The sequence below is a fragment of the Brevundimonas vesicularis genome (assembly GCF_014204545.1).
GTDB lineage: Bacteria > Pseudomonadota > Alphaproteobacteria > Caulobacterales > Caulobacteraceae > Brevundimonas > Brevundimonas vesicularis_B.
The window spans coordinates 750,609-771,558 of sequence record NZ_JACHLJ010000001.1; the positions used below are offsets into that span (position 1 = coordinate 750,609).

Annotated in this window: 17 protein-coding genes, 1 tRNA gene and 1 riboswitch; of the genes, 9 read left to right on the top strand and 9 right to left on the bottom strand. The window is 64.7% G+C overall.

What is annotated here, in order from left to right; translation table 11 throughout:
• Positions 1–31 precede the first annotated feature (31 nt).
• Positions 32–376 carry a chorismate mutase gene (locus HNP47_RS03760; protein WP_184278385.1) on the top strand — a complete coding sequence of 115 codons (345 nt, stop codon included), beginning with the start codon at positions 32–34 and terminating at the stop codon, positions 374–376.
• A gap of 214 nt (positions 377–590) precedes the next feature.
• On the opposite strand, the gene HNP47_RS03765 is transcribed toward HNP47_RS03760, so the two are convergent.
• Together HNP47_RS03765 and HNP47_RS03770 are read right to left on the bottom strand one after the other, a co-directional pair.
• Positions 591–944 carry an Hpt domain-containing protein gene (locus HNP47_RS03765; RefSeq protein WP_184278386.1) on the bottom strand — a complete coding sequence of 118 codons (354 nt, stop codon included), beginning with the start codon at positions 942–944 and terminating at the stop codon, positions 591–593.
• Complete coding sequence (locus HNP47_RS03770) at positions 944–2,356, bottom strand: amino acid permease (RefSeq protein WP_184278387.1); 1,413 nt, start codon at positions 2,354–2,356, stop codon at positions 944–946. The genes HNP47_RS03765 and HNP47_RS03770 overlap by 1 nt, the downstream gene beginning before the upstream one ends.
• 157 nt (positions 2,357–2,513) lie before the next feature.
• Between HNP47_RS03770 and HNP47_RS03775 the strand changes: the two genes are divergently transcribed.
• The 3 genes from HNP47_RS03775 to gor all read left to right on the top strand — a co-directional run bounded on the left by HNP47_RS03775 (position 2,514) and on the right by gor (position 5,776).
• Positions 2,514–2,589, top strand: a tRNA-Lys gene (locus HNP47_RS03775).
• Positions 2,590–2,773: 184 nt separating this feature from the next.
• Positions 2,774–4,291, top strand: coding sequence for a tryptophan halogenase family protein (locus HNP47_RS03780; RefSeq protein ID WP_184278388.1), 1,518 nt, complete (start codon positions 2,774–2,776; stop codon positions 4,289–4,291).
• A gap of 102 nt (positions 4,292–4,393) precedes the next feature.
• Positions 4,394–5,776: a glutathione-disulfide reductase gene (gene gor / locus HNP47_RS03785; protein ID WP_184278389.1), complete on the top strand. Its 1,383-nt coding sequence runs from the start codon at positions 4,394–4,396 to the stop codon at positions 5,774–5,776.
• A 9-nt stretch (positions 5,777–5,785) separates the two neighbouring features.
• Here gor and HNP47_RS03790 read toward each other — a convergent pair whose 3' ends face one another.
• Positions 5,786–7,306 (bottom strand): carboxylesterase/lipase family protein, encoded by a 1,521-nt coding sequence (locus tag HNP47_RS03790; protein ID WP_184278390.1) that lies wholly within the window; start codon positions 7,304–7,306, stop codon positions 5,786–5,788.
• A gap of 159 nt (positions 7,307–7,465) precedes the next feature.
• Between HNP47_RS03790 and HNP47_RS03795 the strand changes: the two genes are divergently transcribed.
• Both HNP47_RS03795 and HNP47_RS03800 read left to right on the top strand, forming a co-directional pair.
• Complete coding sequence (locus HNP47_RS03795; protein WP_221414904.1) at positions 7,466–8,935, top strand: sensor histidine kinase; 1,470 nt, start codon at positions 7,466–7,468, stop codon at positions 8,933–8,935.
• Entirely contained in the window at positions 8,932–9,309 is a 378-nt protein-coding gene (locus tag HNP47_RS03800; RefSeq protein ID WP_184278392.1) for a response regulator, read from the top strand. The genes HNP47_RS03795 and HNP47_RS03800 overlap by 4 nt, the downstream gene beginning before the upstream one ends.
• Positions 9,310–9,312: 3 nt before the next feature.
• Here HNP47_RS03800 and HNP47_RS16160 read toward each other — a convergent pair whose 3' ends face one another.
• From HNP47_RS16160 to HNP47_RS03820, 5 genes are all read right to left on the bottom strand, one after another.
• Entirely contained in the window at positions 9,313–10,650 is a 1,338-nt protein-coding gene (locus HNP47_RS16160; RefSeq protein ID WP_221414905.1) for a type IIL restriction-modification enzyme MmeI, read from the bottom strand.
• Between the two features lie 30 nt (positions 10,651–10,680).
• Entirely contained in the window at positions 10,681–12,711 is a 2,031-nt protein-coding gene (locus tag HNP47_RS16165) for a DNA methyltransferase (RefSeq protein ID WP_221414906.1), read from the bottom strand.
• Between the two features lie 68 nt (positions 12,712–12,779).
• Complete coding sequence (gene hutI, locus HNP47_RS03810; RefSeq protein ID WP_184278393.1) at positions 12,780–13,973, bottom strand: imidazolonepropionase; 1,194 nt, start codon at positions 13,971–13,973, stop codon at positions 12,780–12,782.
• Entirely contained in the window at positions 13,970–14,695 is a 726-nt protein-coding gene (gene hutC, locus HNP47_RS03815; RefSeq protein ID WP_184278394.1) for a histidine utilization repressor, read from the bottom strand. The genes hutI and hutC overlap by 4 nt, the downstream gene beginning before the upstream one ends.
• The gene (locus tag HNP47_RS03820) at positions 14,692–16,068 is read right to left on the bottom strand and encodes a formimidoylglutamate deiminase (RefSeq protein WP_311770017.1); all 1,377 of its coding nucleotides are present in this window, start codon (positions 16,066–16,068) and stop codon (positions 14,692–14,694) included. The genes hutC and HNP47_RS03820 overlap by 4 nt, the downstream gene beginning before the upstream one ends.
• Positions 16,069–16,145: 77 nt before the next feature.
• On the opposite strand from HNP47_RS03820, the gene hutG reads away from it, so the two are divergent.
• From hutG to hutH, 3 genes are read left to right on the top strand one after another with little or no spacing between them, the layout of a single operon-like run.
• Positions 16,146–16,964 (top strand): N-formylglutamate deformylase, encoded by an 819-nt coding sequence (gene hutG / locus HNP47_RS03825; protein ID WP_184278395.1) that lies wholly within the window; start codon positions 16,146–16,148, stop codon positions 16,962–16,964.
• Complete coding sequence (gene hutU / locus HNP47_RS03830; RefSeq protein WP_184278396.1) at positions 16,961–18,625, top strand: urocanate hydratase; 1,665 nt, start codon at positions 16,961–16,963, stop codon at positions 18,623–18,625. The genes hutG and hutU overlap by 4 nt, the downstream gene beginning before the upstream one ends.
• A gap of 3 nt (positions 18,626–18,628) precedes the next feature.
• Positions 18,629–20,158, top strand: a complete 1,530-nt coding sequence (gene hutH / locus HNP47_RS03835) for a histidine ammonia-lyase (RefSeq protein WP_184278397.1) — start codon at positions 18,629–18,631, stop codon at positions 20,156–20,158.
• Positions 20,159–20,164: 6 nt separating this feature from the next.
• Here hutH and HNP47_RS03840 read toward each other — a convergent pair whose 3' ends face one another.
• On the bottom strand, positions 20,165–20,737 hold the full coding sequence (locus HNP47_RS03840; RefSeq protein WP_184278398.1) for a manganese efflux pump MntP family protein: 573 nt from the start codon (positions 20,735–20,737) through the stop codon (positions 20,165–20,167).
• A 27-nt stretch (positions 20,738–20,764) separates the two neighbouring features.
• Positions 20,765–20,910: riboswitch (yybP-ykoY riboswitch) on the bottom strand.
• Positions 20,911–20,950: the final 40 nt, after the last annotated feature.

The window sequence follows — 20,950 nt, forward strand, 5'->3', positions numbered from 1 at the left end:
TTGGGCCGCCTGACCCGCTAACCCGACGCCCATGTCAAAGCCTGCCCCCGTCGCTGTACAAGTCGCCGTCGATGCGCGCGTCGATCCGTCCGAATGCCAGTCGATGGCCGAGGTCCGTCAGGGCGTCGACGCCCTGGACCGCGCCCTGGTCACCCTGCTGGCCGAGCGCCAGCGCTACATGGAGGCCGCCGCCCGCATCAAGCCCGACCGCGACGCCGTCTTCGACCAGGCCCGGATCGACGACGTGGTCGCCAAGGTTCTGGTCTCGGCCGAGGCCCACGATCTGTCGCCCGACATCGCCGAACCCGTCTGGCGTCTGCTCATCGACCGCTGCATCGCCCACGAGTTCTCGACATATGACCGGACTCGCAGCTAGCACGGCGCACGCCTGCCATCCTAAACGCGCAAAAAGTTCGACCGAGTTTCAACCAACTAGGTCGCAGCAGCGTCAATCACCCTGCCGCTCTTTCAGGGCGCCGTATAATGGGCGTCCGGTCTTTGAAATCGCGACGCGCCTCGCCTGCTGAAATTGCACTCTCTTGCACTTTGCACGCGTTTTCGGAGTGCAGTGCAATTTCATCCGCTTCGCCTCAGCCCTTGAGACCGCGCAGCATCAGTTCGTGCCGATACGCCGCCACATCGGCCAGCGCCGCCTCCAGCGCATCGCGGACCCGTTCCACCGCCGGCGCGGCCAGCTTCTGATCCACCGCTTCCGCCTCGGCGCAGATCGACGCAAGGTCGCGCGCGCCGATGCCGGCAGCGGCGCCCCGGATCGTATGGACCCCGTCGCGCCAGCCCTCGACCATGGGATCCAGCATGACGGACCACAGGCCGGCCTGATTGACGAACAGGCCCAACACTTCCTCGTTGATAGCGTCGTCCCCGCCCGTCATGCCGTTCAGCACGTCGAAATCGACCGCGCCCGTCAGATCGCGCAAAGCCATCAGGCCGCCGTCTCTTCGCCCTTGGCGAGGCGCGAGTTCCGCGACGACCAGAGCAGATAGATCGCAATACCGATCACATTCCAGACGACGAAGCCGATCTGCGTCACCGGCTTCAGGCTCAGGAAGAAGACGATACATCCGATCACGCTGACCGCTCCGACCACCGGCCAAAGCGGGGCCTTGAACACCCGCTTGCGACCCGGCTCGCGGATGCGCAACACGATCAGGCACACGCCGACCGAGCAGAAGGCCGCCAGCGTCCCTGCATTGGCCAGCGACGCCAACTCATCCAGCGGCAGCAATCCCGCCAGGATCGCCACCACGATGGCGGTGAACACCGTCACCACCGCCGGCACGCCCCGGCTCGACACCTTGGCCAGACGGCGCGGCAACAGGCCATCGCGCGCCATGCCCAGGAAGATGCGGCTCTGGCCGAACAGGAAGGCCAGCAGCACGGTCGGAAGCGCGATCACCGCCGCCGCCGCGATCCACTGGGCCGCCGTCCCCTGCCCCATCTGGCGCAGGATCAGGGCCAGCGGCTCGGGGCTGCTGGCGAAGGTCGCGACCGGCCGCGCGCCGATGGCTGCGGCCGCGACCACCAGATACAGCGCCGTGCAGACCAGCATGGAGCCGACGATGCCAATGGCCAGGTCACGCTCGGGCTTCTTGGTTTCCTCCGCCGCCGTCGAGATCGCGTCGAAACCATAGAAGGCGAAGAAGATGATCGCCGCCGCCGCCATCACCCCGGTCTGGACGAAGGGCGCGCCGAAGCCGTTGGGCATGAAGGGCGTGAAATGCTCGGGCTTGAACGCCGGCAGGGCGATGGCGACGAACACCACCAAGGCCGCGATCTTGATCAGAACCAGCACCGCGTTCAGCGTCGCGCTCTCCTTGGTGCCCAGCAAAAGCAGGCCCGTCACCACCCCGATGATGGCCACGGCCGGCAGGTTGATGATCCCCCCGGCATGCGGCCCCGCGACCAGCGCCGTCGGCAGGTCGATCCCCAGCCCGCTCAGGAAACCGACGGCATAGCCGGACCAGCCCACCGCCACGGCGCTGACGACCAGCGAATATTCCAGGATCAGGCTCCACCCCACGACCCACGCGATCAACTCGCCCAGCACGGCATAGGAATAGGTATAGGCGCTGCCCGCCGTCGGCATCATGGTCGAAAGCTCGGCATAAGCCAGGGCCGCGCAGGCGCAGACCAGGCCCGCTAGCCCAAAGCTGATCAAGACCGCCGGGCCCGCCAACCCCGCCCCAACCCCGATCAGCGTCAGGATGCCGGTGCCGACGATGGCCCCCACGCCCAGGGCCAGCAGATGCGGCCAGCTCAACGTCGGCTTCAGCCGCGGTCCGTCGTGCGGCGCCATCATCGCGTCGATCGATCGACGCCGGTTCCAGAAGGCCATGATGTTCGCTCCCCCGCCGCTTGCCGCGGCTGATTCCACGGGACCATACTCCGTCGCAGAAAGTTTGCGAAAGCGCTTGCCAACCCCCGAACCTCTGGGTAGTAGGAGCGCCCTTCGGCGATGGCGTTCGCCCCGCCGAAGACACGACGATCGGTGTGGGTGATTAGCTCAGTCGGTAGAGCAGCTGACTCTTAATCAGCGGGTCCACAGTTCGAACCTGTGATCACCCACCATCGTCTCCTCCCCAAAAAAACAGACGTTCAACCGTCACGCATTGCGGTGGGCTAGGCCGCAGTTCCGCCCCCTTGGTTTCGCAGCCTCACAAAACGCGGATCGACAACTCGGCCAGTTCGCGCGACTGATCGCACACGCCGCAGCCCTGGCCCGATCACTCCGAATCTTCACCAGTTACGCCCGATGATCCCTGCCCCGCTGAAACGCATTCTGATTGTCGGAGGCGGCACGGCCGGCTGGATGGCGGCCGCCGCACTGGCGCACGTCACGCGCGGCACGATCAAGATCGAACTGGTCGAGTCCGAGGTTATCGGCACGGTCGGCGTCGGCGAGGCCACCATTCCGCCGATCCTGTTGTTCAACCAACTGCTGGGCATCGACGAGAACGAATTCATTCGCGCCACCCAGGCGACCTACAAGCTCGGCATCCAATTCCATGACTGGTTTCAGAAGGGCCGGAGCTATTTCCACCCGTTCGGAACCTATGGCACACGCATCGACGCCGCCGCTTTCCACCAATATTGGCTGCGGCTGAACAAGGCGGGGCTGGACGACGATCTGGACGCCTATTCCGTCACGACCATGGCGGCGCGCATGGGCCGGTTCACCAGTCCCGACACCGACCCGCGCGGCGCGGGCTCGCAGATGACCTACGCCTTCCATTTCGACGCCGGCCTGTACGCCAGGTTTCTTCGTCAACGCGCCGAAGCGAACGGCGTCGTGCGGCATGAGGGCAAGATCGCCGACGTGCGCCTGCGCGACGGCGACGGCTTCATTCAGTCGGTGCGGCTGGATGACGGACGCGAACTTGAGGCGGACTTCTTCATCGACTGTTCGGGCTTCCGCGGCCTGCTGATCGAAGGCGCGCTCAAGACGGGCTACGAGGATTGGACCCACTGGCTGCCGGCCGACCGTGCTGTGGCCATGCCCTGCACCCGGGTCGGCGATCCGACGCCCTACACCCAATCGACGGCCCTTGAGGCGGGGTGGCGCTGGCGCATTCCACTGCAGCACCGCACCGGCAACGGCTATGTCTATTGCAGCCCCTTTATCTCGGACGACGAGGCCCAGGCCAGGCTGGGCGCCTCCCTGGACGGCGAGGCGATGGCGGAACCCAACTTCCTGCGCTTCACCACCGGTCGCCGCAAGAAGACTTGGAACAAGAACTGTCTGGCTTTGGGCCTGGCGTCGGGCTTCCTGGAACCGCTGGAGTCGACCTCCATCCATCTGGTGCAGTCGGGCATATCCAAACTACTGCTGCACTTCCCCGACACCGGCTTCGCCCAGGCCGATATCGACAACTACAACCGCATGATGCGGCTGGAGACCGAGCGCATCCGCGACTTTATCATCCTGCACTATCATGCCACGGCCCGCGACGACTCGGCTCTGTGGCGCCACGTGCGGGCCATGCAGATTCCCGAGACGCTCAAGCAGAAAATGGATCAGTTCCGCAGCCGGGGCCGCATCTTCCGCTATGAGGACGAACTGTTTCAGGAGACGAGCTGGATCGCCGTCCTGCTCGGCCAGGGCGTCATCCCCGAGCGGCACGATCCGATCACGGAAACCATCCCTCTGGAGCAGGTCCAGCAATGGTTGCAGAAGATGAAGGCGATGATCCAGCAGGGCGTGGCGCGAATGCCGACCCACGACGCCTTCATCAACGCCAACTGCAAGGCGCCGCCGCTCAGCCAAGGCTGACAGCGCGACCAACCTGATTAGGTCCGAGCAAGTCGTTGAGCTCTTGGATTTCGCGCGGCGTGGCTTAAATGCCGATGCCTGCCGCTGAACGGAATCCGACCTATGGCCGACTACGACTACGACCTCTTCGTCATCGGCGCCGGTTCGGGCGGGGTGCGGGCGGCGCGGCTGACTGCGCTGGACGGCAAGAAGGTCGCGGTCGCCGAGGAATATCGGGTCGGCGGCACCTGCGTCATCCGCGGCTGCGTGCCCAAGAAGTTCATGGTCATGGCCTCCGAGGTCAGCCACGCGCTCGAGATCGCCGAGGGCTACGGCTGGTCGTTCGACAACGCCAAGTTCGACTGGCCCACCTTCCTTGAAGCCAAGGACGTCGAGATCGCGCGCCTGTCTGGCATCTACGCCGCCAATCTGGGCAAGGCGGGCGTCGAACTGGTCCACGGGCGTGCGGTTCTGAAAGACGCCCACACGGTCGAGATCGTCGGCAAGGATCGCACCATCACCGCCGAGAAGATCCTGATCGCCACGGGCGGCCGCCCCTGGAAGCCGGACGAACTACCGGGGATCGAGCACGCCATCACGTCCGAAGAAGCCTTCCACCTTCCGGAATTGCCCAAGCGGATCCTGATCGCAGGCGGCGGCTATATCGCGGTGGAGTTCGCCGGCATCTTCGCGGGCCTGGGCGTGGAGACGACGCTGATCTACCGCGGCCCCAATATCCTGCGCGGCTTCGACGACGACGTGCGTGCGCACCTGGCCGGAGAGATCGAAAAGCGCGGCATAAAGGTCATTCTGGGCTGCCAGCACGAGAAGATCGAAAAAACTGACACCGGCCTGGTCAACCACCTCGAAAACGGCATGAAGCTGGAGACGGACGTGGTCATGTTCGCCACCGGCCGCATCCCTTACGTCAAGGATCTGGGGCTGGAAAACGCAGGGGTCGAGCTGAATGAGGCGGGCGCCATCAAGGTCGATCCCTATTCCAGGACGACGGCGGATAACATCTGGGCCATTGGCGACGTCACAGACCGGATGAACCTGACGCCCGTCGCTATCCGCGAGGCCGTCGCCTTCCATCAGACCGTCTATCGCGACAATCCCCAGCATTTCGACTACGAGGCCGTGGCCACCGCCGTCTTCAGCCAGCCGCCGGTCGGGGTCGTGGGCCTCAGCGAGGCGGAGGCCCGCCGCTCCTGTTCGAACGGCGTCCATGTCTACGTCACTCGGTTCCGGCCGATGAAATACGCCTTCACCGGGTCTGATGAGCGGGTGCTGATGAAGCTGGTGGTCGACGCCGACAGCCAGCGCGTGGTCGGCGTCCATATCGTCGGCCCCGACAGCCCCGAGATGATCCAGCTGGCCGCCATCGCGGTGAAGGCCGGCCTGACCAAAGCGCAGTGGGACGCCACCTGCGCCGTCCACCCCACCATGGCCGAAGAGCTGGTCACGCTGAAGGAGAAGCAGTCGGGCGCGACCTCCGCCGGCTGACGCTTGCGCTCAGGGCCGCGGCCGCTCGCGGAACCGTTCGAGCAGGTCCAGCCGGGCGCTGAACGGCACGGGCGTGACGGTCGGCCCCGGGTTGACGAAGTTCATCAGCCGGGTGTCCCTCAATGTCGCCGTGGGCCAGCGTGGCCGTCCGACGCCGTTCGGATCACCCGAGCGCGCGAAAGCTGTCCAGTAGCCCATCATGGCCTCCGACGCCTTCCGGTCCCGATCCTCGACCGGATACGGCAGGGTGTTCAACGTGCCGAACACATAGGGCCGCTCGATCGCATGGGTCGCGCCGCCATGCGGCTCCGGATTCTGCGGCGAGGAGATATCGAACCGATAGAGCCAGATCGGATGGCCCGCCCTGGTATGCAGCCGCGCCAGCATGCGGGCCGGCTCCGAAAACACCAGATCCGTGATCGCCAGCTTGTCGAACGCCTCCAGCCCGCCATAGGCCTGAACGGCGTCGGCGCGCTCGAGCCAGGTCATGTCGTCGTCGATCTGACCATAGCCGTTGCGATCCGTCGGCCGCATCCACCAGAACTCGGCGCTGTTGCTGCCGATGATGAAGGGCACCGGGGCCTGCCGCCCCGCCTTGAAGGCCGCCTCCACCGTGGACGGTACGATCCGCCCGTCGATCAGCGTCAGGTCGCCGTTGGCGAAGACCGGCGGCGGCGTCAGGAACAGATCGGCCGGCGCCGCGCGCAAATCCGCCGCCGTGCGCAATCCTGCGCCATAGGCCCAGACCTCGCCGCGCTCCCGCGCTGAGGGCGCGCCATAGGCGCCCTTGCGGTCCAGCGGCGTCTGCAACTCCCGGCCAAGGCCGGACTGAACGATCGCTCGGTCGAACAGACCGCGCGCCGGCGGCGAGATCATCAGACGCGTGACGATCGCCCCGCCCGCCGATTCGCCGAAGATGGTGACGTTCTCGGGGTCGCCGCCAAAGGCCGCGATATTGGCGCGCACCCATTTCAGCGCCGCCGTCACGTCCATCAGGCCGTAGTTGCCCGCCGCCTCGCCCGCCGGCCGCTCGGCCGCCAGCGCCGGATGATCGAAGAAGCCCAGCCGCCCCAGTCGATAGTTCAGCGTCACCACGACCATGCCGCGCTTGGCCAGGCTCGTTCCATCATAGAGCGGCGCGGTTCCCGACCCGTTCACCAGTCCGCCGCCGTGAATCCAGACCATGACCGGCGCGGGTTGCGTCGCGCCGATCGGCCGCCAGACGTTCAGGTTCAGACAGTCTTCGCTCATCGGCAAGGGACCGACGCCAGGGTCGCCATTCGGCGGCGCCTGGATGCACAGCGGACCATAGGCCGAGGCGTCGCGCTGGCCTTGCCAGGTCGGCGCGGGGCCGGGCGGTCGCCAACGCCGCTCGGCCGTCGGCGGGGCGGCATAGGGAATGTTCTTGAACGCAGCCACTTCGGCATCGGCGCGTCCGTTCAGGACGCCCTGCGGAATGCGGACGGTGGGCTGGTCGGCTGCGGGCGCCATCATGAGCGAGAGGGTGGCGAAAACGCCGGCGATTGTCATGCGCGCTGATTAGCAAATTACGGCGGCGCGCCAATAATCTTGCGATCACAGTTCACGACAGCGAAGCCAGAGAACCGATTTCGATGTCGCGCGTTATCCCCAAGCTGTGCGGGGTAAGCGTTGAACGAAGCGGCAGAATCCGGAGATCCGACCATTAACTTGGGTGCGGCTTTCGAGGCCTCGCCCAATCCCTATGTGCTGCTCACGCCTGACCTGCGGATCGCCGAGGTCAATCAGGCCTATATGGATGTCACGGGCGCCAAGCGCAGCGATGTGCTGGGTCAGCCGCTCTTTGCCGCCTTTGACTCCGGCCCCGGATCCGAAGCCCCTGAGAATGTTCGACAGGTCCGCGCCTCGCTGGAAAAAGCGCGAGACACGCGACAACGCGATCATCTCGCAGTCGTGCGCTTTTCGATGCCTCGACTGCTGGATGACGGCACCGAAGGCTTCGAGGAACGTCTCTGGAGCGCCACCCATACGCCCATCCTGCACGCCGACGGCGAAGTGGTCATGCTGCTTCAGCACACCACGGATGTGACGGATCTGGCGCCCGTCATCCGCTCGGACGAACCCACAACGGCGCTGGACGCCATTGTCGGCGGCTCTGTTCTGCGTCGGGCTCAATCCGTGCAGGAAGACAATCGTCGCTTGGAGACTGAGCGCAATCGTCTCGTTGAAATGTTCATGCAGGCGCCCGGCTTCGTCGCCATCCTGTCCGGGCCGGATCATCGTTTCCAGATGCACAACGACGCCTACAGCCAGCTCATCGGTCGCAGGGATATCGCCGGCAAGCCCGTCAGGCAGGCCCTGCCGGAGCTGGAAGGCCAAGGCTTCTACGAGTTTCTCGACAGCGTCTTCGCTACGGGCGAACCCTATGAAGGCCGCGAGAGCGCGGCCCAGCTGCAGCGCAAGCCCGACGGGCTGCTTGAAACCGTCTATCTCAACTTCATCTATCAACCGATCCGCGACGACGCGGGCGCGGTCGTGGGCATCTTCGTTCAGGGCCATGACATCACCGAAAACGTCCTGGCCGCCCAGCGCCAGAAGCTGATGATCGACGAACTGAACCACCGCGTGAAGAACACATTGGCCACGGTGCAGTCCATCGCCATTCAGACGGCCCGCTCCAACACCGACCCGGCCAGCTTTGCCGAGACCTTCCAGTCCCGGATCATGGCGCTGTCGCACACACACAATCTGCTGACTCAAAGCCATTGGGAGGGCGCCGACCTGCGCGCCATTCTGGAGCACGAGACTGAAGCCTACGGGCCGACCCGCATCAGCCTGAACGGACCGCTGGTGTCGCTGGAGCCGGCCGTCGTCCTATCACTGGGCATGATCTTCCATGAGCTTGCGACAAATGCCGCCAAATACGGCGCTCTGCATACGCCGGACGGTCGCATCCTCATCGACTGGGGTCTGGCGGATCAGCGCGACAGGAAACTGAAGCTGAGCTGGCGCGAAATCGGCGGTCCCAAAGTTACGGTTCCGGACAGAAGAGGCTTCGGTAGCCGTCTGATTGAACGAAACATTCGACATGATCTGGCGGGCGAGATCGATCTGGTCTACGCCCCCGATGGATTGATCGCGGAACTGACGGTTCCACTGGACAGGACGGCCGCACAATGACTCAACCTCTGACCGGTCGCCGTGTCCTCGTGGTCGAAGACGAGTCGCTCGTCGCCATGCTTCTGGAAACCATTCTGGAAGACATGGAATGCGTGCCGATCGGTCCTGCCTCCAATGTCGACGAGGGTCAGAGGCTGGCCCGTGATACGGAAAATCTGGACGCCGCCTTGCTGGACGTGAACGTCGCCGGCCGTCAGGTCTTTCCCGTCGCCGAGGCGTTGAAGGAACGCGGCGTGCCGTTCGTCTTTTCAACCGGCTATGGTGAAGGCGGTCTGCCCGACGAATGGCGCGGCCAACCCACGATCCAGAAACCCTTCACCGAATCCGCCATCCGCGACGCCCTGATGAAGGCCATAGGCGTCGCCGAGGCCTGAGCCCTAACCCGGCATCCGCCGCGGCGCGAACCACCCGGCGTCCGTTCGGTAGATGCTGCCGGCGGCTGTTAGAATATCCAGAGTGTGTCGTAGGCTTTCAGCGACGGCTTTCGCGCCTTTGGGAATTTCGAGACAGGATTCGAGATGTTCGACGTCCACCGGTCGCCCCTCCCCGCGCATCACCTCCAACACGGTCATAATCCGCGCGATTTCGTCAGACGGTAAGATCGGGCGAGAAGTGGGCGCCTCCTTCTGCATCGATGGGTGTGATTTGCGGGATTTGGGAGGGTCGACTGTCTGGTAGCTAGTTCGGAGATAACGGATCTGTCCCGCGTCTTCCTCCGCTTCTCGGCTTTGGTTGAGCGCCACCAGATGTGAAATGATGGCCTCGTCACCGATATCTGAGGGCCATCCATAAGCTTGCAGCACCAGCGCATCCAAACGCTGGCTCATGTGCAAAAGCAGGTCCACGCACCCTGCCTGCCGGATAACTCGATCATGCTCGGTGAGCGCGACCCCGGCCAAGACCTTCGCCATCACGTTATACAGACCTGTCATTGACAGGTCCGGATTCTGGGCCAGCACGCGCGATCTAAGATCGTCCAAGCTCTCAGCAAAGGTAGCGATTTCCTCACGCAGCAATGGACTTGGGTCGGGGAAGGGAAAGCGATCGAAACACATCCCCTTGGCATAGACAGGTCGATCTTCAAGTTTTCCACCGACGGCAAGCGCCCACGCCCGATGTACGCTGGACGACAGCACGCCCAGCACGAAGGGATCGTCAGACGCGATGCAGACCAGTCGATTATCCGGCAATATTGGGGCGTCCAGAAACCGGAACCAGCGGTGTTTGGACGTCTCTACCGTCACAATAAACCGCGGCAATCCTTTCAAGGCCCGACGAAGTTCTGTTCTCGGCTCGCCGAAAATCCACCAGTTTTCACGATAAGACGCTCTCTTGTTACCGTCCCGATCCGGTTTTACGGTTTCCATCAAATGCTGCATGAAACCGGGATGCTGTCGGATGGCCTCGTCTTGTGACCATCCGTACAGATCGATGGCCTGCAGATTACGCGAGCGGTCCGTCAAATCCTTGCCGTTGCGGTAGGACCTAAGGGGCGCCGTCTGTGGGTCAACCGACTGGTTCGCCAATGCAGCGGCTTTCTTCGAAGCAACGAGAAAGCCGTCTCCCATCAACTGCACGCCTCGGTGAGCCAAAGTGGCGTTGGCCTTCAATCGCACAGTGCGTTCGACCCCGCGCCCTAGCGTAAGATCACTGCCGATATCGCCTCTGGCTTCTGAGTAGGTCACGCCTTCTGCGCTCTCCCGCGCGACCGTCAACAGCCTTCCCTGCCCATTGGGAGGCCCAGTTTATGCGACCAGCATCGCCACCCTGACCGCTGCAGCACCCTTACCCTTGGTCCAGGGATGATCAGCAATGGCGAACGTCAATCGGATCGGCACGTCGCCCTGAAGCCTCTCCTCAATGACGCGGCGTGAGAACGTTTGAGTGATTGAGTTCGTCGTCACAATACCGAAACGCTGCAATGCAGGCGCAGGCTTGGACTGCGTTTTAAGAGAACCAGAGAGGTCATCGAACGGACCCGGGTGCGCGGCATCTTGGATTAGAATTTCCGCCGCTCGATCCCACCAAACTGTGACGATATCGGCAGACCGAAACCGCTTTCCTCGAGACGCCCAGAGCGCCTCGGCGTAGGCTGAGCCCAGTTCGTCGCGAAGATTCTTCCCCGCGATAAAGGGGGGATTTCCGATGATGAAATGGGCTTTTGGCCATGTCGGCGCGAAGGGCTCAATATGTCGTATGCCCCCCTTTGATGACGAACAGGGGATTTCAGTCGTCTTCAAGATCGCATCACCCTGTTCGATGACGCAGTAATCCTTCAAAACTGGATTAGACGTAAGTACTTGGCCCGAGAGCCGGTAATGCCACTGGAGATGGCCGATCCACATGACGACGGTGGCGATCCAGGCGGCCTGAGGATTTTTTTCGATAACCATGAACTGACGTGGGCCGACCGACAATCCATCGGTCTCCAGCACGCGTTGCGAAACACCCAGCGACGCCAGCCGCTCAATAACCTCGCCCTCAAGGCCCTTCATCCTATCCATGGCGATGTAGAGGAAATTGCCCGTGCCACAGGCAGGATCAAGCACGGCGATGTGGCACAAGGCGTTGTGAAAAGAGTTCGCCAGCTCGCAGGCCTTGCGGAGATCTCCCTCCCGCTCAAACTTATCGATTTGTACGCTGGTTGCTTCCCACTCGTTCTGCAGTACATCCATGATGGTCGCCTGCACCAACGTCTCGACCATGGCTTTTGGGGTGTAATGCGCTCCAAGTTCGCCCCTCTCCTCGGCGGACAGGGCATTTTCCATGAGCGCGCCGAAGATCGCAGGCTCGACCTTCGCCCAGTCGCAGGCCGCAGCCTGACAAAGAATATCCAGCTCGCTTTCCGAAACCGCGATCGCCGCGTCTTCGGCATACAAGCCGCCGTTGTACCAGAGCATGTCGCATCGAAGGACCGGGCAGTAACCCCCTGTATCCATCGTGCGAAACACCTGACCGACCGCATTGCTGAAATTCTTAGCAGCCCCCCGATAGCTTTTCAGAAACTCGCCAAAGGCTCGGTCAGGGATCAGTTGAACGCTATCGGCAAACATGGCGAAAACGCATTGCATGACAAAGACGGCCACGCGCCGTTCCCATGCTGCACGATGAACCGGATCGTTCGCCGCCCCCGCCTCGCGCGAAAAGCGTTTTCGGAAGGATTGAACCAGGCGTCCCAGAAGCGCAGCGATTTCTGTCGTTGCCTCCTCCACACGCCTTGCAGGGTCCAGCGACATGGGATCGTTCCACACGGCCGGCAGGCGCTCCCTGACCTTGGGATCGCGCAGATCCGAAAGCGCGATCCGGTAGTTTTCGCGATCGGGATACTGGAGGTAGGTCTTTCCCATTCGGCTAAAGTCGGACCAGAGTTCAATGGTCCGCCCGACGTCGACCATGATGAGAAACGGCGGCCACTCGTCCAGCGCTCGTGCGTAGCCTTTCGCTTGGGCCCTAGCCTTCTCCATCTTACGTTCGACAACGTCGGGCCCGACCAGCTTCATCTGCTGCTTGTCGGGGCTGTTAGCCAACTGCTTGGCTGTCTGTTTCGCTTCAAGCACGAAACATCCGCGACGATAGCAGTCGATGTAGCCCCAATGGGAGCTGAGGTCGTCGTGACGGAACCTTACGATCCGTTCGAACCCGTAATCGGGGTCGCCGACCTTTTCGTCGTTAGGAGCGGCGACGCCGAGAACCCTGCAGAGTTGAATGACGAAGGACTGTGCTGTCTGCCGCTCTGAAGCCGATGCGTTCGTCCAAATCCTGATGAAGTCGTCCACATCCATAAGTCGCACCCCAGAACAGGAATGCGTCTTTAGCGTGTGTTTCAGCCGGCCACAACCAGTGATTACGTTCGGCTGAGAAGCATCGGCTTTCCTAACCAGTAGGACAGTTCAGCAGGTCGCGAGATGTCCCAGATCGCGAAGTCAGCGGCTTTGCCACTTTCCAACGTGCCGATCTCACCCAACAGACCCAGCGCCCGCGCCGCCTCTCGCGTCGCGCCGGCCAAAGCCTCTTCCGGGGTCAGGCGGAATTGGACGCAGGCGAGGTTCAGCGCGGCGGTTATGGAAGCGACCGGCGAGGTGCCGGGGTTGCAGTCGGTGGCGACGGCCATCCGGACGCGGTGGCGGCGCAGTCGATCGATGGGCGGCACCTGGGTCTCGCGCAGCATCAGATAGGCGCCGGGCAACAGGACGGCGACCACGCCGGCTGCGGCCATGGCGGCGACGCCTTCCTCGGTCGCATGTTCGATGTGATCGGCGGACAGAGCCTTGTATCGCGCCGCGAGGGCCGCACCGCCGCCGTTCGACAACTGGTCGGCATGCAGCTTGACCGGTAGCCCCAGCGCGCGCGCCTTGTCGAAAAGGCGCGACACTTCTTCGGTCGAGAAGGCGATGGGCTCGCAATAGGCGTCGACCGCATCGACCAGACCTTCGGCATGGGCGGCGGGCAGGATGTGGTCGATAGCCAGATCGACATAGGCGGCCCGGTCGTCGCGATACTCAGGCGGCACGGCATGCAGGCCCAGATAGCTGGTGCGGACACGCACCCCGCCCTCGCGCCCGATCCTGCGCGCGACGCGCAGCATCTTCAGCTCGGTCTCGAGATCCAGACCATAGCCGGACTTGATCTCGACGGTGGTGACTCCGGTGGCCTTCAGCCCCGCCAGACGCGTCATGGCGGAGACGAACAGGTCATCCTCCGACGCGGCGCGCGTGGCCTTCACGGACGAGACGATACCGCCGCCGGACCGCGCGATCTCTTCATAGGTCGCGCCACCTAGCCGCTGTTCGAACTCGGCCGAACGGTCGCCGCCGAACACCAGATGGGTGTGGCAGTCGATCAGACCCGGCGTGATCCATCGTCCGTCCAGCCGGTGGGTTTCAGCCGCTTCTACGGCCGGCAGGTCGGCGCGTGGCCCCACCCAGGCAATGCGGCCATCGGCGGCGACCACGGCGGCGTCCTGAATCGCGCCATAAGGGACCGGTCCCTCGACCATGGTGGCGACATGACAGTCGATCAGCAAACGGTCGGCCTTCATCGGCGAGGCTCCTTGGCCAGAACGGGTGAATGGGCTGACGAGAAGCGCGCGACCAGATCGTAGCGGTCGCCAGGAAAAGTCTGCCAGACCCGCGTTACCCCCTGCCCGTCGCGCCATGTCCGCCGCTCGACGCACAGACAGGCGGCGCCGGGCTTGAGCTCCAGCAGGCGCGCAGCGCGGGCGTCCGCCGCGATCGCTGAAATGCGGTTCTCAGCCTCGGTCCAGGGCGCGGAGTCCAAGAGCCAGCTTCCCGGCGGAACTGTATGAAAATCTACGTTTATCGCTTGAGGCGCCGCGCCTAGGGCGATGAGCCGATGTTCCAACGCCAGGGGCGCGTTGTCAGCGCTGTGCAGGCAGGTCAGATCCAGCAGAAGGCCACCCGACGCCAGTTCGATTTCCTCCTCACCTTCCGGCTCGCGTTCGATCCGGTTCAGCAGGACATAGCCGTAAGTCTGCCCGCGCTCGATCACCTCGGCCCGCAGATCGGGAATAGCCAGGACGGCGGCGTGGGCCTTGGGCTGGGCGACGAAGGTGCCGGCGCGACGTCGGCGCGTCACCAGCCCCCGCCCCGCCAGTTCCGAGATGGCCTTGGACACCGTCATGCGCGAACAGCCGTAGCGTTCGGTCAGCTCATGTTCGAACGGAATGCGGTCGCCGGGCGATAGCTCGCCGGACAGGATAAGCCCTTCCAGATCCGCGTAGATGCGGCGATGCAGGCTCACCCCAACACCGCCGACAAGGCTTTGCGATAACGCGCCTCAATGCCGTCCCGCGCGATGTGGCGGCCGTCTCTCACGACCTCCCGCCCCTCGCGCCAAACCGACGCAATCGAGCCCGTCGGCGCGCCGAATATCCAGCTGTCCAGCACCGCATCGCCCGACCGTCCCGCAAAGGCGACGCCGCTCGTATCCAGCGATACGATGTCCGCCGACGCGCCGATACTTAGCCCCGACGCCGCGCCCGTCGCCTGGACGCCGCCCGCCAACGCGCGATCAAACAAGGCGCGGCCCGTCGAGCGTTCAGGGTCCGCCATGACGGCGCGACCGCGCAGCGTCAGCCGCTGGCTGTATTCGAGCATCCGCAGTTCGTCGGCCACGCCGATCTGCACGTTGGAATCGGTTCCGATACCAAACCGGCCGCCGGCGCGCGTGAAATCGACCGCCGGGAAGACGCCGTCGCCCAGATTGGCCTCCGTGATCGGGCACAGACCGACGACGGCGCCGCGCGCGAAGAGGCCGCGCCACTCCGCCTCAGTCACATGGGTGGAGTGGATCAGGCACCAGCGCGGATCGACCGGCGCATTGGCCAAGAGCCATTCGACCGGCCGAGCGCCAGACCAGGCCAGGCAGTCCGCGACCTCCTTGGTCTGCTCGGCGACATGGATATGAATCGGCCCGTCGCCCGCAAGCGCAGGCATGGCCGTCAGTTCATCCGGGCTGACGGCGCGCAGGCTGTGCGGCGCCGCGCCGACCACCGCTTCGGGCAGATCGGCGGTCAGGGTCCGGCATCGCGCGACCAGATCGGCGAACCCGTCCAGATCGTTGATGAAGCGCCGCTGGCCATACGACGGCGGCTGTCCGCCGAACCCGGCATGAGCGTAGAAGACCGGCAGCAGGGTCAGGGCGATGCCCGTCGCCTGCGCCGCCGCCACGATCCGCGCGGCGATCTCCGCCCGGTCCGAATAGGCCGCGCCCGACGGGTCGTTGTGTAGATAATGGAACTCGGCGACGCGGGTGAAGCCGCCTTCCAGCATCTCCATGAAGGCCAGGGCCGTGATCGCCTCGATCTCTTCCGGACCGCCCCGATCAAGGAAGCGGTACATCAGCTCGCGCCACGTCCAGAAGTCGTCGTCCGAAGGCCCCCTCGCCTCGGTGAGGCCAGCCATGGCGCGCTGAAAGGCGTGGCTGTGGACATTGGCGACGCCCGGCAAGGCGACACCGCCTCCCTCGTCCGCCGGGCTGCGCGCCACATCTACTTCAAGACTGACGATCCGCCTGCCCGAGATGCCGATGCGGACATCGCGCCCCCAGCCGTCCGGCAGCAGGGCCGCCTCGAACCATAGGGTGCGATCCACAGGCTGCGGCTGAAGGGTCACTGGACAGGTCCGTGTCGTTGAGATCAATATGTCTAGACATACCACGGTGGATCGATTTGGCGAGGGAGGCCGAACGGATGCAGGACTGGCTGACCATCCACGAAGGTTCGGCGCCGCTGGTGATCGGCCTGCCGCACACGGGGACCGAGATTCCGGCCGCCATCGAGGCGCGGATGGCCTCGCCTTGGCTCGCGCGCAAGGATGCGGACTGGTGGGTGGATCGGCTGTACGACTTCGCGATCGACATGGGCGCGACCCTGGTGCGAACGGGCGTGTCCCGCAGCGTCATCGACGTAAATCGCGATCCGTCAGGCGTCTCGCTTTATCCCGGCATGACCACGACCGGCCTGTGCCCGACCGAGACTTTCGACGGCGAGCCGCTGTATCAGGCTGGCCAGGAACCCGACACGGCCGAAATCGCCGAGCGACGCACGGTCTGGTTCGATCCCTATCACGCCGCCCTGCAAGCCCAGCTAGAGCGACTGCGGAACCAAGGTCCGGTCGTTCTCTACGACGCCCATTCGATCCGGTCTGTCGTGCCACGCCTGTTCAAGGGGGAACTGCCTCAATTCAATATCGGCGACAACGACGGCGCCACGTGCGCTGGCGAGCTGACGCAGGCTGTCGAAGAAGCCTGTGCGATCAGCGGCGAGAGCGTGGTCGTCAACGGCCGCTTCAAGGGCGGCTGGACCACGCGCCATTACGGTCAACCCGACACAGGTGTTCACGCCATCCAGATGGAACTGGCGGACCGGGGCTACATCCTCGATCCCGCCGGCCCGGTGTCGCCCGACAACTGGCCGAGCCCCTATGAGCCGGACCGCGCCGAGGCGATGCGCGGCCATCTGCGCCGCGTTCTGACCGCCTGCATCGCCTTCGCCGAGAGCCAACGATGAACACGCCCAACGCCCGGATCGTCCGCAGCCCACGCGGCCCGGAAAAGACCGCCAAGACCTGGGCCGCCGAAGCGGCCATGCGTATGCTTATGAACAATCTCGATCCCGAGGTGGCCGAGCGGCCCCAGGACCTCGTCGTCTATGGCGGCATTGGCAAGGCGGCGCGGGATTGGGCGGCGTTCGACAGGATCGTCGAAACCCTGCAGGCGCTCGAGGCCGACGAGACCCTGCTGGTGCAATCCGGCAAGCCGGTCGGCGTCTTCCGCACCCATGCCGACGCCCCGCGCGTGCTGATCGCCAACTCAAACCTGGTGCCGAAATGGGCGACCTGGGAGCATTTCACCGAACTCGATCGCAAGGGCTTGGCCATGTATGGCCAGATGACTGCCGGCTCGTGGATCTACATCGGCACGCAAGGCATCGTCCAAGGCACCTACGAAACCTTCATGGAGGCCGGCCGCCAGCACTACGGCGGCGACTGGTCGGGCAAGTGGATCCTGACCGCAGGCCTGGGCGGCATGGGCGGGGCCCAGCCTCTGGCCGCGACCATGGCGGGCGCATCCTGCATCACGATCGAATGCCAACGCAGCCGCATCGAGTTCCGTCTGCGGACGCGCTACGTCGACGTCATGGCCGAAACCCTGGACGAGGCCCTGGCGCTGCTGGAGCAATCGTTCCGGGACAAGAAACCCTTGTCGATCGGCCTGTTGGGCAATGCAGCCGATCTGTTGCCTGAAATGGTTCGTCGCGGCGTGCGGCCCGATCTGGTCACCGACCAGACCAGCGCGCACGATCTGATCAACGGCTACCTCCCCGCCGGCTGGACCGTCGCGGAGTGGGAAGACAAGCGCGTCAGTGATCCCGACAGCGTCGCCGCCGCCGCGCGCACCTCCATCGTCACTCACGTGAAGGCCATGCTCGACTTCCAGGCGATGGGCGTGCCGACCACCGACTACGGCAACAACATCCGTCAGGTCGCCTTCGACGCGGGCGTGACGAACGCTTTCGACTTCCCCGGCTTCGTGCCCGCCTACATCCGTCCGCTGTTCTGTCGGGGCATCGGGCCGTTCCGCTGGGCGGCCCTGACCGGCGATCCGGAAGATATCAGAAAGACAGACGCGGCGATGAAGCGCCTGTTCCCCGACAATACGGGTTTGCACCGCTGGCTCGACATGGCGGGCGACCGCATTGCTTTTCAAGGGCTTCCGGCGCGTATTTGCTGGATCGGATTGGGTGATCGGCACCGCGCTGGCCTGATGTTCAACGACATGGTGGCGTCGGGCGAACTATCCGGCCCCATCGTCATCGGCCGCGATCATCTGGACAGCGGCTCGGTCGCCAGCCCGAACCGCGAGACCGAGGCCATGATGGACGGCTCGGACGCCGTTTCCGACTGGCCTCTGTTGAACGCCCTGCTGAACACGGCCTCGGGCGCCAGCTGGGTGTCGCTGCACCACGGCGGCGGCGTCGGCATGGGCTATTCCCAGCACTCGGGCGTCGTCATCGTCGCGGACGGCACGCCGGAAGCCGCCCGACGGCTCGAGCAGGTGCTGTGGAACGACCCCGCTACGGGCGTCATGCGTCACGCTGACGCCGGCTATGAGATCGCCCGCGCCGCCGCGCGCGAGCACGAACTGAACCTTTCGAGCCTGAAGGCCTGAACCATGACCGCGATCACTCTCGGCCAGTCGCCTCTCACGCTTACTCAGCTTCGTGCGGTGCTGGAGGGCCCTGCTATCGTCTCACTGACGCCCGCCGCCTGGGCCGATGTGGAAAGGGGCGCAGCGACCATCGCCGCCATCGTGGCCGAGGGGCGCACCGTCTATGGCGTCAACACCGGCTTCGGCCTGCTGGCCAACACGTCCATCGCGCCTGAAGATCTGGAGACGCTGCAGCGTAATCTGGTTCTCAGCCACGCCTGTGGCGTCGGGCCGCTGCTGCCGGATGCGGTGACCCGTCTTTTGATGGTGCTGAAGATCGCCAGTCTGTCGCGCGGCGCCTCGGGCATTCGGCGCGAGACGCTGGAGGCCCTGATCGCCCTGGTCAACGCGGACGTCCTGCCCTGCATTCCATCCAAGGGATCGGTCGGCGCCTCGGGCGACCTGGCGCCCCTTGCTCATATGTCCTGCGTCCTGATCGGCGTGGGCGAGGCGCGGCTGAACGGCGAGACTTTAGAGGCCGAAACGGCTCTGGCGAAGGTCGGCCTCACTCCCCTGACGCTCGGCCCGAAGGAAGGCTTGGCCCTGCTGAACGGCACCCAGTGTTCGACGGCCCTGGCCTTGGCGGGTCTGTTCGCGGCAGAGGCGGCGTTCGCCGCCGGGATCGCCGCCGGGGCCTTGTCGGTCGATGCGCTTAAAGGGTCCGACGCGCCCTTTGATCATCGCATCCACGCCCTGCGCGGCCAGCCCGGCCAAATCGCCGTCGCCGCCCGCCTGCGCGAGCTGATGGCCGGCTCCGCCATCCGCGACAGTCACCGCGACGACTGCTCCAAGGTCCAGGACCCCTACTCCCTGCGCTGCCAGCCCCAGGTCATGGGCGCGGTCCTCGATGTGTTGACCAGCGCCGCCGCCACGCTTGCGCGCGAGGCGAACGCCGTGACCGACAATCCGCTGGTCTTCATCGAGGATGGCGACGTCATTTCGGGCGGCAACTTTCACGCCGAACCCGTTGCTTTCGCTGCCGATCAGATCGCCATGGCGCTCTGCGAGATCGGCAATATCTCCGAACGCCGCACCTCGATCCTGGTCGATCCCAAGATGAGCGAACTGCCGGCCTTCTTGGTCAGGGAAAGCGGGCTGAACTCCGGCTTCATGATCGCCCAGGTGACGGCTGCGGCCCTGATTGCCGAGAACCGCATGGTCGCTCATCCGTGCAGCGTAGACACCGTTCCCACCAGCGCCAATCAGGAAGATCACGTCAGCATGGCCACCCACGGCGCGCGCCGCCTGCTGGACATGGCCGAGAACACGGCGACGGTGGTCGGCATCGAGCTGCTAGCGGCGGCGCAGGGACTGGAGTTCCATCGGCCGCTCACCAGCTCGCCGGCGTTGGAACAGGTCTTCGCCATCGTCCGCGAGGCCGCCGCCCCCTATGCCAGCGACCAGTATTTCGCCCCTGACATCGCCCGTGCGACCGACGCCGTGCGCACAGGTCGTTACCGGACCTTTGCGGCGGACCTTCTGCCTTCGGCCTGATCCGGCTCAGCCGCCGAGAACACCCAGGTGTTCCAGCAGGATGGCCGTGCCCAGACCGATCAGGGCCACGCCGCCGATGATCTCGGCCGTCTTGCCGAAGCGCGTGCCAACGGCCTTGCCGATCAACATGCCGATGGTGGTCAACACGAAGGTGGTGAAGCCGATCGAGGCGGCGATCACCCAGATATTGGCTCCGATGAAGGCCAGCCCCACGCCGACGGCCGCGGCGTCGATGCTGGTGCCGACCGCCGTCGCCACGAGCGCCCAGGGGCCCGACCGGCGCGGCGCCTCATCCTCGGCCGCGCCCCGCGGTTGAACGCCTTCCCAGATCATCTTGCCGCCGACGATCAGCAGCAGGGTGAAGGCGATCCAGTGATCCACCTTCTCGACCAGACCGGCGGCGATGATGCCCAATCCCCAGCCGATCAGGGGGGTGATCGCTTCGATCACGCCGAAGACCAGACCGGCCTTGACGGCGTCCTTGACGGCAGGTCGATGCGACGCCCCGCGTCCGACGGCGGCCGCAAAGGCGTCCGTGGACATGCTGAGCGAGAGAATGGCGATGGCGCCTGGGGTCATGAAACAGCACTCGACCGGACGCGTGACAGCGGTCCTGCACCGGCCGGTCGCGGCATCAGGACACGCTGGTCTCGCTAGGCGGTGATAGTCCGCTGATCGCGCCACGCGCCGAAGCGCGAGTATGTTGACGCGATCCCGACGACGAACGCCGGAAGCTACTCCCCAACAGGAGGCGGCTCTCTACACGCCGCTTCCCGCGCTTGGCAACCTCAC

Bases quoted from the DNA above. Each gene is read 5' to 3' on its own strand.
- HNP47_RS03780 (WP_184278388.1), top strand. From the start codon at position 2,774: ATGATCCCTGCCCCGCTGAAACGCATTCTGATTGTCGGAGGCGGCACG.
- HNP47_RS03765 (WP_184278386.1), bottom strand. From the start codon at position 944: ATGGCTTTGCGCGATCTGACGGGCGCGGTCGATTTCGACGTGCTGAAC.
- hutU (WP_184278396.1), top strand. From the start codon at position 16,961: ATGAACACGCCCAACGCCCGGATCGTCCGCAGCCCACGCGGCCCGGAA.
- HNP47_RS03790 (WP_184278390.1), bottom strand. From the start codon at position 7,306: ATGACAATCGCCGGCGTTTTCGCCACCCTCTCGCTCATGATGGCGCCC.
- gor (WP_184278389.1), top strand. From the start codon at position 4,394: ATGGCCGACTACGACTACGACCTCTTCGTCATCGGCGCCGGTTCGGGC.
- HNP47_RS03800 (WP_184278392.1), top strand. From the start codon at position 8,932: ATGACTCAACCTCTGACCGGTCGCCGTGTCCTCGTGGTCGAAGACGAG.
- hutH (WP_184278397.1), top strand. From the start codon at position 18,629: ATGACCGCGATCACTCTCGGCCAGTCGCCTCTCACGCTTACTCAGCTT.
- HNP47_RS03840 (WP_184278398.1), bottom strand. From the start codon at position 20,737: ATGACCCCAGGCGCCATCGCCATTCTCTCGCTCAGCATGTCCACGGAC.
- HNP47_RS03760 (WP_184278385.1), top strand. From the start codon at position 32: ATGTCAAAGCCTGCCCCCGTCGCTGTACAAGTCGCCGTCGATGCGCGC.
- hutI (WP_184278393.1), bottom strand. From the start codon at position 13,973: ATGAAGGCCGACCGTTTGCTGATCGACTGTCATGTCGCCACCATGGTC.
- HNP47_RS03770 (WP_184278387.1), bottom strand. From the start codon at position 2,356: ATGGCCTTCTGGAACCGGCGTCGATCGATCGACGCGATGATGGCGCCG.
- hutG (WP_184278395.1), top strand. From the start codon at position 16,146: ATGCAGGACTGGCTGACCATCCACGAAGGTTCGGCGCCGCTGGTGATC.